This is a genomic window from Cupriavidus sp. WS, from assembly GCF_000395345.1.
Classification (GTDB): domain Bacteria; phylum Pseudomonadota; class Gammaproteobacteria; order Burkholderiales; family Burkholderiaceae; genus Cupriavidus; species Cupriavidus basilensis_B.
The window spans coordinates 1-11,277 of record NZ_AQPL01000205.1; the positions used below are offsets into that span (position 1 = coordinate 1).

Annotated in this window: 12 protein-coding genes; 7 read left to right on the plus strand and 5 right to left on the minus strand. The window is 67.7% G+C overall.

Features of this window, described 5'->3' with window-relative positions; all coding sequences use genetic code 11:
- From K206_RS0117080 to K206_RS0117100, 5 genes are all read right to left on the minus strand, one after another.
- The coding region (locus K206_RS0117080) for a triacylglycerol lipase (RefSeq protein ID WP_020203612.1) at positions 1-645 on the minus strand (645 nt) is incomplete at its 3' end.
- Positions 642-1,193: an RDD family protein gene (locus K206_RS0117085; protein ID WP_029043740.1), complete on the minus strand. Its 552-nt coding sequence runs from the start codon at positions 1,191-1,193 to the stop codon at positions 642-644. The genes K206_RS0117080 and K206_RS0117085, both read right to left, overlap by 4 nt.
- Before the next feature lie 215 nt (positions 1,194-1,408).
- On the minus strand, positions 1,409-2,200 hold the full coding sequence (locus K206_RS0117090; protein ID WP_020203614.1) for a DUF3106 domain-containing protein: 792 nt from the start codon (positions 2,198-2,200) through the stop codon (positions 1,409-1,411).
- Positions 2,201-2,202: 2 nt separating this feature from the next.
- Positions 2,203-2,640 carry a DUF3619 family protein gene (locus K206_RS0117095; protein ID WP_020203615.1) on the minus strand — a complete coding sequence of 146 codons (438 nt, stop codon included), beginning with the start codon at positions 2,638-2,640 and terminating at the stop codon, positions 2,203-2,205.
- Entirely contained in the window at positions 2,637-3,203 is a 567-nt protein-coding gene (locus K206_RS0117100) for an RNA polymerase sigma factor (RefSeq protein WP_020203616.1), read from the minus strand. Before K206_RS0117100 ends, K206_RS0117095 begins: the two co-directional genes overlap by 4 nt.
- A gap of 390 nt (positions 3,204-3,593) precedes the next feature.
- Here K206_RS0117100 and K206_RS0117105 point away from each other — a divergent pair, with 390 nt between their 5' ends.
- The 7 genes from K206_RS0117105 (at position 3,594) to K206_RS0117135 (ending at position 11,231) form a co-directional block, all read left to right on the plus strand.
- On the plus strand, positions 3,594-5,357 hold the full coding sequence (locus K206_RS0117105) for an acetolactate synthase 3 catalytic subunit (protein ID WP_029043741.1): 1,764 nt from the start codon (positions 3,594-3,596) through the stop codon (positions 5,355-5,357).
- Positions 5,357-5,848 (plus strand): acetolactate synthase small subunit, encoded by a 492-nt coding sequence (gene ilvN / locus K206_RS0117110; RefSeq protein ID WP_020203618.1) that lies wholly within the window; start codon positions 5,357-5,359, stop codon positions 5,846-5,848. Before K206_RS0117105 ends, ilvN begins: the two co-directional genes overlap by 1 nt.
- 90 nt (positions 5,849-5,938) lie before the next feature.
- Complete coding sequence (gene ilvC, locus K206_RS0117115; protein ID WP_020203619.1) at positions 5,939-6,955, plus strand: ketol-acid reductoisomerase; 1,017 nt, start codon at positions 5,939-5,941, stop codon at positions 6,953-6,955.
- Between the two features lie 154 nt (positions 6,956-7,109).
- A complete protein-coding gene (locus K206_RS0117120; protein ID WP_020203620.1) occupies positions 7,110-7,754 on the plus strand; it encodes a phosphatidylserine decarboxylase in 645 nt (214 codons plus the stop codon).
- A 30-nt stretch (positions 7,755-7,784) separates the two neighbouring features.
- A complete protein-coding gene (gene pssA / locus K206_RS0117125; RefSeq protein ID WP_020203621.1) occupies positions 7,785-8,681 on the plus strand; it encodes a CDP-diacylglycerol--serine O-phosphatidyltransferase in 897 nt (298 codons plus the stop codon).
- A gap of 156 nt (positions 8,682-8,837) precedes the next feature.
- Complete coding sequence (lysM, locus tag K206_RS0117130; RefSeq protein WP_020203622.1) at positions 8,838-9,332, plus strand: peptidoglycan-binding protein LysM; 495 nt, start codon at positions 8,838-8,840, stop codon at positions 9,330-9,332.
- A 360-nt stretch (positions 9,333-9,692) separates the two neighbouring features.
- Positions 9,693-11,231 (plus strand): 2-isopropylmalate synthase, encoded by a 1,539-nt coding sequence (locus K206_RS0117135; RefSeq protein ID WP_020203623.1) that lies wholly within the window; start codon positions 9,693-9,695, stop codon positions 11,229-11,231.
- Positions 11,232-11,277 lie beyond the last annotated feature (46 nt).

Genomic DNA, 11,277 nt, shown 5'->3' on the forward strand with positions numbered 1-11,277 from the left:
CGGCGGCTTGCCGCGTCCCGCCACGGCCGCGCGCGCGGCCAGCCCGCCCATGCTGTGGCACAGCAGCAGCGGCGCCTGGCCGGTGGTGGCGGCGATGCGCGCGATGGCGGCGCGCACCTGCAGCGCGTAGTGGTCGAGGTCGCCGAACACGGGTTCGAGGTCGATCGCCTCGCAGTGGTAGCCGGCCGCGGCCAGCGCCGGCTGCATGTCCAGCCAGACCGCGTGGTTGCAGCCGTAGCCGTGCACCAGCAGCAGCGGCGGGCGCGAGCCGGGCGCGCGGGCCGGCGTGAAGCGGCGCCGCGAGCAGAACGGCTGGAGCCAGTCGAACATGCGCAGCACGGCGGCGTATTCGTGCAGGTAGCAGGCCAGCGCCGGCACCGGCGCCAGCGGCGCGGGCCGGGTCGCCAGCAGGGCCGGCGGCCGCGGCGGGCGCTGGCCGGCGGGCACGCCGAAGCCGGCCAGCGAGAGCACGAAGGCGCCGGCCAGCGACAGTCCCAGCAGGCCCAGCACCAGCAGCAGGCCGGCCAGCAGCCCGGCGCCGAGCGTCCAGCCGGCGCGCTCGCGCAGCGCCACCGCGCAGCCCGCCACCGCGGCAGCCTGCAATGCCACCGCGATGCGGCGCAAGGCGGCGGCCGAGAGCGTCATGGCCGGGGCGGGCGCAGGTCGGCCAGGCGGGTGCCGGCCATGCGGTCGTGCAGGAACTGGCGCCGCGGGTCCAGCCACGCCAGCAGGATCCAGATCAGCAGGCCGCCGGCGAGCACGCCGACGAAGGGCCCCTTGACCAGGCCGAGCGCGTGCCCGACGGCCGCCGACGGCGGCAGCCACAGCCACGCCAGCAGGTAGCGCGCGGCGGCGCGCGGCCAGCGCGGCGGCACGCCGGCGGCGGTTTCCACGCGCATGCGCCAGGTCTGCATGGCGAGGGTCTGGCCGTTGCGCTGCCAGAACCAGACGAAGTAGCAGCCCAGCACCAGAAAGCTCCATGCCTGCATGGCGAGCTCGCCGTCCACGCCGAGGCGCCGCAGCGCCGGCCGCGCCAGCAGGTAGAGCGCGGTGGAGGCGCTCAGCACGCCGAACAGCAGCACGCCCTCGTAGAGCATGCAGGCGACGCGGCGGCGCAGCGAGGGCGCCGGGCGAGGGGCGCCGGCCGGGGCGGCTGGCTTGGTGCTGGTACGGGAGGTGGCGGCGGCGGGCATGGCGGAATTGGGCAAGGGCGATGCCGGCCAGGTGCCGGCCGGGAAGAAGGGCGTCGCGACGGTCAGGGAGACCGGCGCGAGGACGGTCACCAAGCCGGTCACGAAGTCAGGCACAAAGGACGGACGCGGCGACAGATGCGGCGACGGCGGCGCGCCCGGGCGCAACGCGCATTATGCCAAAGCCCGGCCGGCGGCAGTTGGCCGGGCAGCCGCGCTTATCGGCGGACCGGCTCGTCGGGGCTGGCCGGTCCGCCGGCGTTGCTGGCCGCGGGCTCGGCGCCGGCGCCGGCGTCGTGTGGCGCATCGGGCGCGGCGAGGATCGCGGCGGGCGCCATCGTGCCGGCTGCCGGCGCGGCGGCCGGCAGGTCGGGCACATGCGCGCCGGCGTCGGAGGCGGGGTGGTGGGCGGCCATGTGCGCGGCGGCCGGCACCTTCTTCTCGAGGTGCAGCTGGCGCGTGGTCTCGGCGGGCAGCCGCTTGCCCGAGGGCAGGGCGCTGACCGCGCCCGGGCGGCGCGGCACCTTCTCGGCGGCGGCCAGGTTCTTCTTCTGTTCTTCAGGCAGTTGCTGGTACTTGTCCCAGGCTTCGGCCTTCTTCTGCGGCGGCAGCGAGCGCGTGATCTGGTAGTTCTCGCGCGCCAGCCGGCGCTGCTGCGGCGTCATCTTGACCCATTCGGTCATGCGCGTCTGCAGGCGCGCCTGCTCGGCCGGCGAGAATTTCGGGTAGCGCTCCGCGATCTGCACCCATTTGCGGCGATTCAGTTCGGGGAAGTTGTTCCACTCGTCTTGCAGCGGGGCGAGCACGCGTTGCTGCACGACGGAGAGCTCGGCCCAGGTCGGATGCGCGTTGACGGGGCTGGTGGCGGCAGAAGCGCCGGTGGCGCGGCCGCCCTGGGCCTGGCACGCCAGCGGCGCGGACAGCCAGGCGGCGGCCGCGGCGGCGCCGGCCAGCAGCAAGCCTGCCAGCCGCCGGCGTGGCGCGGCGCGGCGCGAAGGGGTGCTGGCCATCGCTATTGCTGACCGCGTTTCAGGAACACGTGGAAGCCCTGGTCGGCGTAGGCCGCCGGCGGCAGGTCGTCGAGCAGCATGGCGGCATCCACGTCGGCGAGCTCGTCCACGCGCTTCTGCTGCTGCCAGTGGTAGATGCCGATCAGGCCGGCGCCCAGCGCCACCAGCGTCCACACCAGCCCGAGGCGGCGCAGCCAGGCGCCCGCGCGGTGCAGCGGCGAATCGTCTTCGTCGAACGAGACCGTGGCCGCGCCGGCCGTGGCCAGCTGCGGCGCGGCCACCGCGGCATGCGCCTTGCGGCGCGACAGCGCCATGCGCCGCGCGGCGGCGAGCCGTTCGGTCACATTGGCCGGCAACGCGTTCGCCGAGGCATCCAGTGCCGTGCGAATCTCGTGTGCCAGGCGGCGTTCATTGATTTCTTTTTCGTTTCTGTTACTCATAGTCGGACCCCCCGCGCTCGCAATGCCTGCGCCAGTGTGTGCGTGGCGCGGGAACAGTGAGTCTTGACGCTGCCTTCCGAGCATCCCATGACAGCAGCCGTTTCCGCGACGTCCATATCCTCCCAGTAACGCATCAGGAAAGCTTCGCGTTGACGTGTCGGCAGGCGCTGGATCTCCTGTTCGATGATGTGCATGGTCTGGGCGCGTTCCACTTTGTCGGCGCTGCTTTCGGCGGATTCGGAGCCGATTTCGGCCTCGAAAGTGTCGAGCAGGTCATTATCTTCGCCTTCCCGGTCGTCGCGCAGGTTGGAAAACAGCGTGACCCAGGTGTTTCGCACCTTCTGACGGCGGAACCAGTCGTGGATGGTGTTCTGCAGTATGCGCTGGAACAGCGGCGGCAGTTCGCCGGCGCTCTTGTCGCCGTATTTCTCGGCGAGCTTGATCATGGCGTCCTGGACGATGTCCAGGGCGGCCTCGTCGTCGCGCACCGCAAACACGGCCTGTTTGAAGGCGCGCCGCTCGACGCTGGCGAGAAAGTCGGATAGTTCCTGATCGGTTGCCATGCAGGCGGGGTACAGACGGTGAGGCCGCGGCCGGTGGATGTGCGGGTTACGGCTGCCCGCACGTCCAAAATGGGGGGAATGCTAGCAAATAACCCTGTGGGTGACCATCTTTGTTCTTTGTTGCGGTCATTCACGGGCCCGCCGGCACGGGCTGCAATGGCCGCGGCGCGCGCGGAAAACCGCACCGCGCCGGGCGCGCCCGGGCAGGCAGAAAGCCGTAGACCAGCCTGATGCATTGCGGTATCATCGTCGGTTCACGACATCAGTGGTTGTCTCATCAGGCCGCTTATGAGGCGGTCTACCATGCAGACGCGCACCGCTTGAACCCGCGCCACAAGCCCGGCAGAGAGCATCCGAACAATTTTTTGCCGAAAATTGCAAAGGACTGAAATGAACATGCCCAGCGCGGAATTCTCCCACGCAGACAGCAATTCATCTGCCGCACCCGAAATGATCGGTGCGGAAATCCTCGTTCACGCACTTGCCGAAGAAGGCGTCGAGTACGTCTGGGGCTACCCCGGCGGCGCAGTGCTGTATATCTACGACGAGTTCTACAAGCAGAAGAAGATCGAGCACATCCTGGTGCGCCACGAGCAGGCCGCGGTCCATGCCGCGGACGGCTATGCGCGCGCGACCGGCAAGGTGGGCTGTGCCCTGGTGACTTCGGGTCCCGGCGTCACCAACGCGGTGACGGGCATCGCCACGGCCTACCTGGATTCGATCCCGATGGTGGTGATCACCGGCAACGTGCCGACCCACGCCATCGGCCAGGACGCATTCCAGGAATGCGACACGGTCGGCATCACCCGCCCGATCGTCAAGCACAACTTCCTGGTCAAGGACGTCCGCGATCTCGCTTCGACCATCAAGAAGGCGTTCTACATCGCCGCGACCGGCCGTCCCGGCCCGGTGGTGGTGGACATCCCCAAGGACGTCTCGCGCAACGCCTGCAAGTACGAGTATCCCAAGTCGATCGACATGCGCTCGTACAACCCGGTGAACAAGGGCCATTCGGGCCAGATCCGCAAGGCGCTCGCGCTGTTGCAGGGCGCCGAGCGGCCGTTCATCTACGCCGGCGGCGGGGTGGTGCTGGCCAACGCCAGCGAGGAGCTGCGCCAGCTGGCCGCGCTGACCGGCCATCCGGTCACCAACACGCTGATGGGCCTGGGCTCGTTCCCCGGCACCAGCAAGCAGTTCGTCGGCATGCTCGGCATGCACGGCACGTATGAAGCCAACATGGCCATGCAGAACTGCGACGTGCTGATCGCCATCGGCGCGCGCTTCGACGACCGCGTGATCGGCAACCCGGGGCACTTCACCTCGCAGCCGCGCAAGATCATCCACATCGACATCGACCCGTCTTCGATCTCGAAGCGCGTCAAGGTGGACATCCCCATCGTGGGCAACGTCAAGGACGTGCTGCAGGAGCTGATCTCGCAGCTGCAGGCCAGCGACGTCAAGCCCCGGCGCGAGGCACTGGCCCGCTGGTGGGAGCAGATCGAGCAGTGGCGCTCGGTGGACTGCCTCAAGTACGACCGCAATTCCGAGATCATCAAGCCGCAGTACGTGGTCGAGAAGATCTGGGAACTGACCAAGGGCGATGCGTACATCTGCTCTGACGTCGGCCAGCACCAGATGTGGGCCGCGCAGTTCTACAAGTTCGACCAGCCGCGCCGCTGGATCAATTCCGGCGGCCTGGGCACGATGGGCGTGGGCCTGCCGTATGCGATGGGCATCAAGAAAGCCTTCCCCGAGAAGGAAGTGGTGACCATCACCGGCGAAGGCTCGATCCAGATGTGCATCCAGGAACTGTCGACCTGCCTGCAGTACGACACCCCGGTCAAGATCTGCGCGCTCAACAACCGCTATCTCGGCATGGTGCGCCAGTGGCAGGAGATCGAGTACGACAACCGCTACTCGCACTCCTACATGGACGCGCTGCCCGACTTCGTCAAGCTGGCCGAGGCCTATGGCCACGTCGGCATGCGCATCGAGAAGACCTCGGACGTCGAGCCCGCGCTGCGCGAAGCGTTCCGCCTGAAAGACCGTACCGTGTTCCTCGACTTCCAGACCGACCCCACCGAAAACGTGTGGCCGATGGTGCAGGCCGGCAAGGGCATCTCCGAGATGCTGCTCGGCGCGGAGGACCTGTGATGCGACATATCATTTCGGTCCTGCTGGAAAACGAACCGGGCGCGCTGTCGCGCGTGGTCGGCCTGTTCTCGGCGCGCGGCTACAACATCGAGACGCTGACGGTGGCACCCACCGAGGACGCCTCGCTGTCGCGCATGACCATCGTCACGAGCGGCTCCGACGACGTGATCGAGCAGATCACCAAGCACCTGAACCGCCTGGTGGAGGTGGTCAAGGTGGTGGACCTGACCGAAGGCGCGCACATCGAGCGCGAGCTGATGCTCGTCAAGGTGCGCGCGGTCGGCAAGGAGCGCGAGGAAATGAAGCGCACCGCCGACATCTTCCGCGGCCGCATCATCGACGTCACCGAGAAGACCTACACCATCGAGCTGACCGGCAACGGCGTCAAGCTCGACGCCTTCCTCGACGCCATCGACCGCGCCGCCATCCTCGAGACCGTCCGTACCGGCGGCTCGGGCATCGGCCGCGGCGAACGCATCCTGAAGGTCTGACCCGATTGCAGTATCCCCGGGCGGCATCGCCGCGCGCCGCGCGGCAGCCGCTACCCCGACACACGAAAACGAAAGCTTGAAGGAACCATCATGAAAGTGTTTTACGACAAGGACGCCGACCTCTCCCTGATCAAGGGCAAGAACGTCACCATCATCGGCTACGGCTCGCAAGGCCATGCCCACGCGCAGAACCTGAACGACTCGGGCGTCAAGGTCACGGTCGGCCTGCGCAAGAGCGGCGCATCGTGGAACAAGGCCGTCAACGCCGGCCTGCAGGTCAAGGAAGTGGCCGAGGCGGTCAAGTCCGCCGACGTGGTCATGATCCTGCTGCCGGACGAGCAGATCGCCGAGGTGTACAAGAACGAAGTGCACGACAACATCAAGGAAGGTGCCGCGCTGGCCTTCGCCCACGGTTTCAACGTGCACTACGGCGCCGTGATCCCGCGCGCCGACCTCGACGTGATCATGATCGCGCCGAAGGCCCCGGGCCACACCGTGCGCTCGACCTACGCGCAAGGCGGCGGCGTGCCCCACCTGATCGCCGTGCACCAGAACAAGTCCGGCGCCGCCCGTGACATCGCCCTGTCGTACGCCACCGCCAACGGCGGCGGCCGCGCCGGCATCATCGAGACCAACTTCCGCGAAGAAACCGAAACCGACCTGTTCGGCGAGCAGGCCGTGCTGTGCGGCGGCACCGTCGAGCTGATCAAGGCCGGCTTCGAGACGCTGGTGGAAGCCGGCTACGCGCCGGAAATGGCCTACTTCGAGTGCCTGCACGAACTGAAGCTGATCGTCGACCTGATCTATGAAGGCGGCATCGCCAACATGAACTACTCGATCTCCAACAACGCCGAATACGGCGAGTACGTCACCGGCCCGCGCGTCGTGACCGAGGAGACCAAGAAGGCCATGAAGCAGTGCCTGACCGACATCCAGACCGGCGAGTACGCCAAGAGCTTCCTGCTCGAGAACAAGGCCGGCGCGCCGACCCTGATCTCGCGCCGCCGCCTGACGGCCGAGCACCAGATCGAGGAAGTGGGCGCCAAGCTGCGCGCCATGATGCCCTGGATCGCCAAGAACAAGCTGGTCGACCAGTCGAAGAACTAAGTCGGAATGCAGTCCTGGGCCCGCCGTTTCGCGCGGCGGGCCGCGGCCGTCCGGCCTTCCGCGCGTTCGGTCCCCGCTTCCGGGGGCGCTTTCGCGCGGGGGCTGGACGGCTTTTTGTTATCCTTGTCAGACTTTACCTTCTACCAAGCATTGCATGAACTATCCTCATCCGCTGATCGCCCGTGAAGGCTGGCCGTTCCTGGGCATTGCCTTTGTCATCTCGCTGCTGGTGCAGGTCAGCGCCGGCTTCTGGTGGGCCCTGCCGCTGTGGATCGTCACGCTGTTCGTGCTGCAGTTCTTCCGCGACCCGCCGCGGCCGATCCCGGCCCAGCCGAACGCCGTGCTGGCCCCGGCCGACGGCCGCATCGTGGTGGTCGAGAAAACCCAGGACCCCTATGCCGGGCGCGAGGCGCTGAAGATCAGCGTGTTCATGAACGTGTTCAACGTGCACTCGAACCGCGTGTCGGTGGACGGCCAGGTGGAGAAGGTCGAATACTTCCCCGGCAAGTTCGTCAACGCCGACCTCGACAAGGCCTCGCTCGAGAACGAGCGCAACGCCGTGGTGATCCGCCGCGCCGGCGACGGCAAGGTGGTGACGCTGGTGCAGGTCGCCGGGCTGGTGGCGCGCCGCATCCTCTGCTATACCCGGGTGGGGGAGACCCTGTCGCGCGGCCAGCGCTACGGCTTCATCCGCTTCGGCTCGCGCGTGGACGTGTACCTGCCCGTGGACGCGCGCCCGCGCGTGACCATCGGCGAGAAGGTGTCGGCGTCGTCGACGGTCCTGGCCGAGCTGGACTGATCCGGCCCGCGGCCACTGGAGAAAACAGGCATGGGTGCATTCAACCGGCGCAACAAGCGCGCCAGCAACGGCAACGTGACGCATCTGCGTCCGTTCCGCCACAACCAGTTGCGCGGCGGCGAGCCGGACGGCTACGACGATGCCGCCGACCCCGACATCGAATACGTGCGGCCGCGCCGGCGCGGCATCTACCTGCTGCCCAACGCCTTCACCACCGCGGCGCTGTTCGCCGGCTTCTTCGCCATCGTGCAGGCCATGAACATGCGCTTCGACACGGCGGCCATCGCCATCTTCGCGGCGATGGTGCTGGACGGCATGGACGGCCGCGTGGCGCGCATCACCAATACCCAGAGCGCGTTCGGCGAGCAGTACGACTCGCTGTCCGACATGACCTCGTTCGGCGTGGCGCCGGCGCTGGTGATGTACGAGTGGATCCTGCACGACCTCGGCAAATGGGGCTGGATCGCCGCCTTCGTCTACTGCACCTGCGCCGCGCTGCGCCTGGCGCGCTTCAACGCCAACATCGGCGTGGTCGACAAGCGCTTCTTCCAGGGGCTGCCCAGCCCGGCGGCGGCGGCGCTGGTGGCCGGCTTCGTGTGGCTGGTGATCGACAACAAGCTGCCGGTCAAGGACCTGTGGATGCCGTGGGTGGCGTTCGGCATCACGCTGTACGCCGGGCTGTCGATGGTGTCGAACGCGCCGTTCTACAGCGGCAAGGCGCTCGACGTGCGCTACCGCGTGCCGTTCGGCATGATGGTGCTGGTGCTGGTGCTGTTCGTGGTGGTGTCGACCGACCCGCCGGTGGCGCTGTTCGGGCTGTTCGTGGCCTACGCGATCTCCGGCTACCTGCTGTGGGGCTGGCGCGCGCTGCACGGGCAGCCGGCCGGCGTGCGCAAGGCGCGCGACGGCGGGAACGAACGTTCTTGAGCCGTTCCGGTGAAAAGGCGCTGCGGCGCCTTTTCTTTTTTTTACTCTTCAGTGCTCGCTCTTTTACCGCCGCTCTCTTATCTTGGCTCTCTGATCCCGGCTGCTGTTGCGCCGCTGTTGCGTTGTTGTTCCTTTTCACGATCACAGGAGGTTCTCATGGGCATGCTCGACTTCATCAAGGAAGCAGGAGAGAAACTGTTCGGCGGCGGCGAGGCCAAGGCGGCCACGCCCGCTGCCGCGCCCGCGGCCGATGCCGACGCGGCCAACCGCGCCGCCGGCGACGCCATCGAGGGCTACATCAGGCAGATGGGCCTGGACGCCACCGGGCTGACGGTGCAGGTGGACGGCTCGCAGGGGCTGGTGACGGTGTTCGGCGTGGCGCCGGACCAGGCCACGCGCGAGAAGATCATCCTGTGCTGCGGCAACGTGCAGGGCGTGGACAAGGTCGACGACAAGATGTCGGTCAACGTGGAGACGGCCGAGTCGCAATGGCACACCGTGGTCAAGGGCGACACGCTGTGGGCGATCTCCCAGACCGCCTACGGCAACGGCGCGCTGTACACCGCCATCTTCGAGGCCAACCGCCCGATGCTGTCGAACCCGGACAAGATCTATCCGGGGCAGAAGCTGCGCATCCCGCCGAAGGCCTGACGGCGGGGCGCCGATGGCCGGGGCGGCGCGGACACCGCCTGCGGCCATCGGGCATCGACTATCGGCACGATTGATGCGTCCATGTTGCGCGCGCCCGGCATCTCGGCTATAGTCGCTGACATGATTTCGCGCCAAGCCCTACTCGCCCGCACCACGCTAGGTGGCCTACTAGGCCATCAGGTCGGGACGCGTTCGCGCTGAGGGAAGCCAACACCCTCGCGCAAAGTCACACAGGATTCACAAACGCCCCGGCCTGCATCACTGCACGCCGGGGCGTTCTGCATTCAGCGCCGGCGCAGCGAGAACAGGCCAGGCCCGCCAGACGCCAAGCACAACAGATAAAGCCCAGGAGCCCCATCCATGTCCGACAAACTCATCATTTTCGACACCACCTTGCGCGACGGCGAGCAGTCGCCCGGCGCCTCTATGACCCGCGAGGAAAAGATCCGCATCGCGCGCCAGCTGGAGCGCCTGAGGGTGGACGTGATCGAAGCCGGCTTCGCGGCCAGCTCCAACGGCGATTTCGAGGCCATCCGCGCGATCGCCCAGGTGGTCAAGGACTCCACCATCTGCTCGCTGGCCCGCGCCAACGACAAGGACATCGCCCGCGCCGCCGAGGCGCTCAAGCCGGCCAACTCGTTCCGCATCCATACCTTCATCGCCACCTCGGCGCTGCACATGGAGAAGAAGCTGCGCATGACGCCGGACCAGGTCTATGAGCAGGCCCGCCTGGCCGTGCGCTTCGCGCGCCAGTTCACCGACGACATCGAGTTCTCGCCCGAGGACGGCAGCCGCTCGGACATGGACTTCCTGTGCCGCGTGCTCGAAGGCGTGATCGCCGAGGGCGCCACCACTATCAACCTGCCCGACACGGTCGGCTACGCGGTGCCGGAAGGCTACGCCGCGCTGATCCGCTCGGTGCGCGAGCGCATCCCCAATTCCGACAAGGCGATCTGGTCCGTGCACTGCCACAACGACCTCGGCATGGCGGTGGCCAACTCGCTGGCGGCGGTCAAGCTCGGCGGCGCGCGCCAGGTCGAGTGCACCATCAACGGCCTCGGCGAGCGCGCCGGCAACACCAGCCTCGAAGAGGTGGTGATGGCGGTCAAGACGCGCCGCGACTACTTCGACATGGACGTCGGCGTGGACACCACGCAGATCGTGCCGGCCTCCAAGCTGGTCTCGCAGATCACCGGCTTCGTGGTGCAGCCCAACAAGGCCGTGGTCGGCGCCAACGCGTTCGCGCACGCCTCGGGCATCCACCAGGACGGCGTGCTCAAGGCGCGCGACACCTACGAGATCATGCGCGCCGAGGACGTGGGCTGGAGCGCCAACAAGATCGTGCTGGGCAAGCTCTCGGGCCGCAACGCGTTCAAGCAGCGCCTGCAGGAGCTCGGCATCACGCTCGACAGCGAAAGCGAGATCAACGCCGCCTTCGCGCGCTTCAAGGAACTGGCCGACCAGAAGGCCGAGATCTTCGACGAAGACATCATGGCCATCGTTTCCGACGAGGCCCACGACGTCAACGACCACTTCCGCTTCATCTCGCTGTCGCAGCGCTCGGAAACCGGCGAGCGTCCGCACGCGCGCGTGGTCTTCAACATGGACGGCCAGGAACTGATCGGCGAAGCCGAGGGCAACGGCCCGGTCGACGCCACCCTGCATGCGATCGAAAGCAAGGTCAACAGCGGCGCCGAGCAGGTGCTGTATTCGGTCAACGCCATCACCACGGGCACCCAGGCCCAGGGCGAAGTGACGGTGCGCCTGTCCAAGGCCGGGCGCATCGTCAACGGCGTCGGCACGGACCCGGACATCGTGGCGGCTTCGGCCAAGGCCTACCTGGCCGCGCTGAACAAGCTGCACGACAAGGCCGTGCAGAAGATCAACCCGCAGATCTGACCCGGATCCCCGCGGCAAGCCCGCGGCCTATCCGGCCGCGCGGCTT

What these genes read in the sequence shown, in the direction of transcription:
- K206_RS0117085 (WP_029043740.1), bottom strand. Translation starts at nt 1,193, where the DNA reads ATGCCCGCCGCCGCCACCTCCCGTACCAGCACCAAGCCAGCCGCCCCG.
- K206_RS0117090 (WP_020203614.1), bottom strand. Translation starts at nt 2,200, where the DNA reads ATGGCCAGCACCCCTTCGCGCCGCGCCGCGCCACGCCGGCGGCTGGCA.
- K206_RS0117095 (WP_020203615.1), bottom strand. Translation starts at nt 2,640, where the DNA reads ATGAGTAACAGAAACGAAAAAGAAATCAATGAACGCCGCCTGGCACAC.
- K206_RS0117100 (WP_020203616.1), bottom strand. Translation starts at nt 3,203, where the DNA reads ATGGCAACCGATCAGGAACTATCCGACTTTCTCGCCAGCGTCGAGCGG.
- K206_RS0117105 (WP_029043741.1), top strand. Translation starts at nt 3,594, where the DNA reads ATGAACATGCCCAGCGCGGAATTCTCCCACGCAGACAGCAATTCATCT.
- ilvN (WP_020203618.1), top strand. Translation starts at nt 5,357, where the DNA reads ATGCGACATATCATTTCGGTCCTGCTGGAAAACGAACCGGGCGCGCTG.
- ilvC (WP_020203619.1), top strand. Translation starts at nt 5,939, where the DNA reads ATGAAAGTGTTTTACGACAAGGACGCCGACCTCTCCCTGATCAAGGGC.
- K206_RS0117120 (WP_020203620.1), top strand. Translation starts at nt 7,110, where the DNA reads ATGAACTATCCTCATCCGCTGATCGCCCGTGAAGGCTGGCCGTTCCTG.
- pssA (WP_020203621.1), top strand. Translation starts at nt 7,785, where the DNA reads ATGGGTGCATTCAACCGGCGCAACAAGCGCGCCAGCAACGGCAACGTG.
- lysM (WP_020203622.1), top strand. Translation starts at nt 8,838, where the DNA reads ATGGGCATGCTCGACTTCATCAAGGAAGCAGGAGAGAAACTGTTCGGC.
- K206_RS0117135 (WP_020203623.1), top strand. Translation starts at nt 9,693, where the DNA reads ATGTCCGACAAACTCATCATTTTCGACACCACCTTGCGCGACGGCGAG.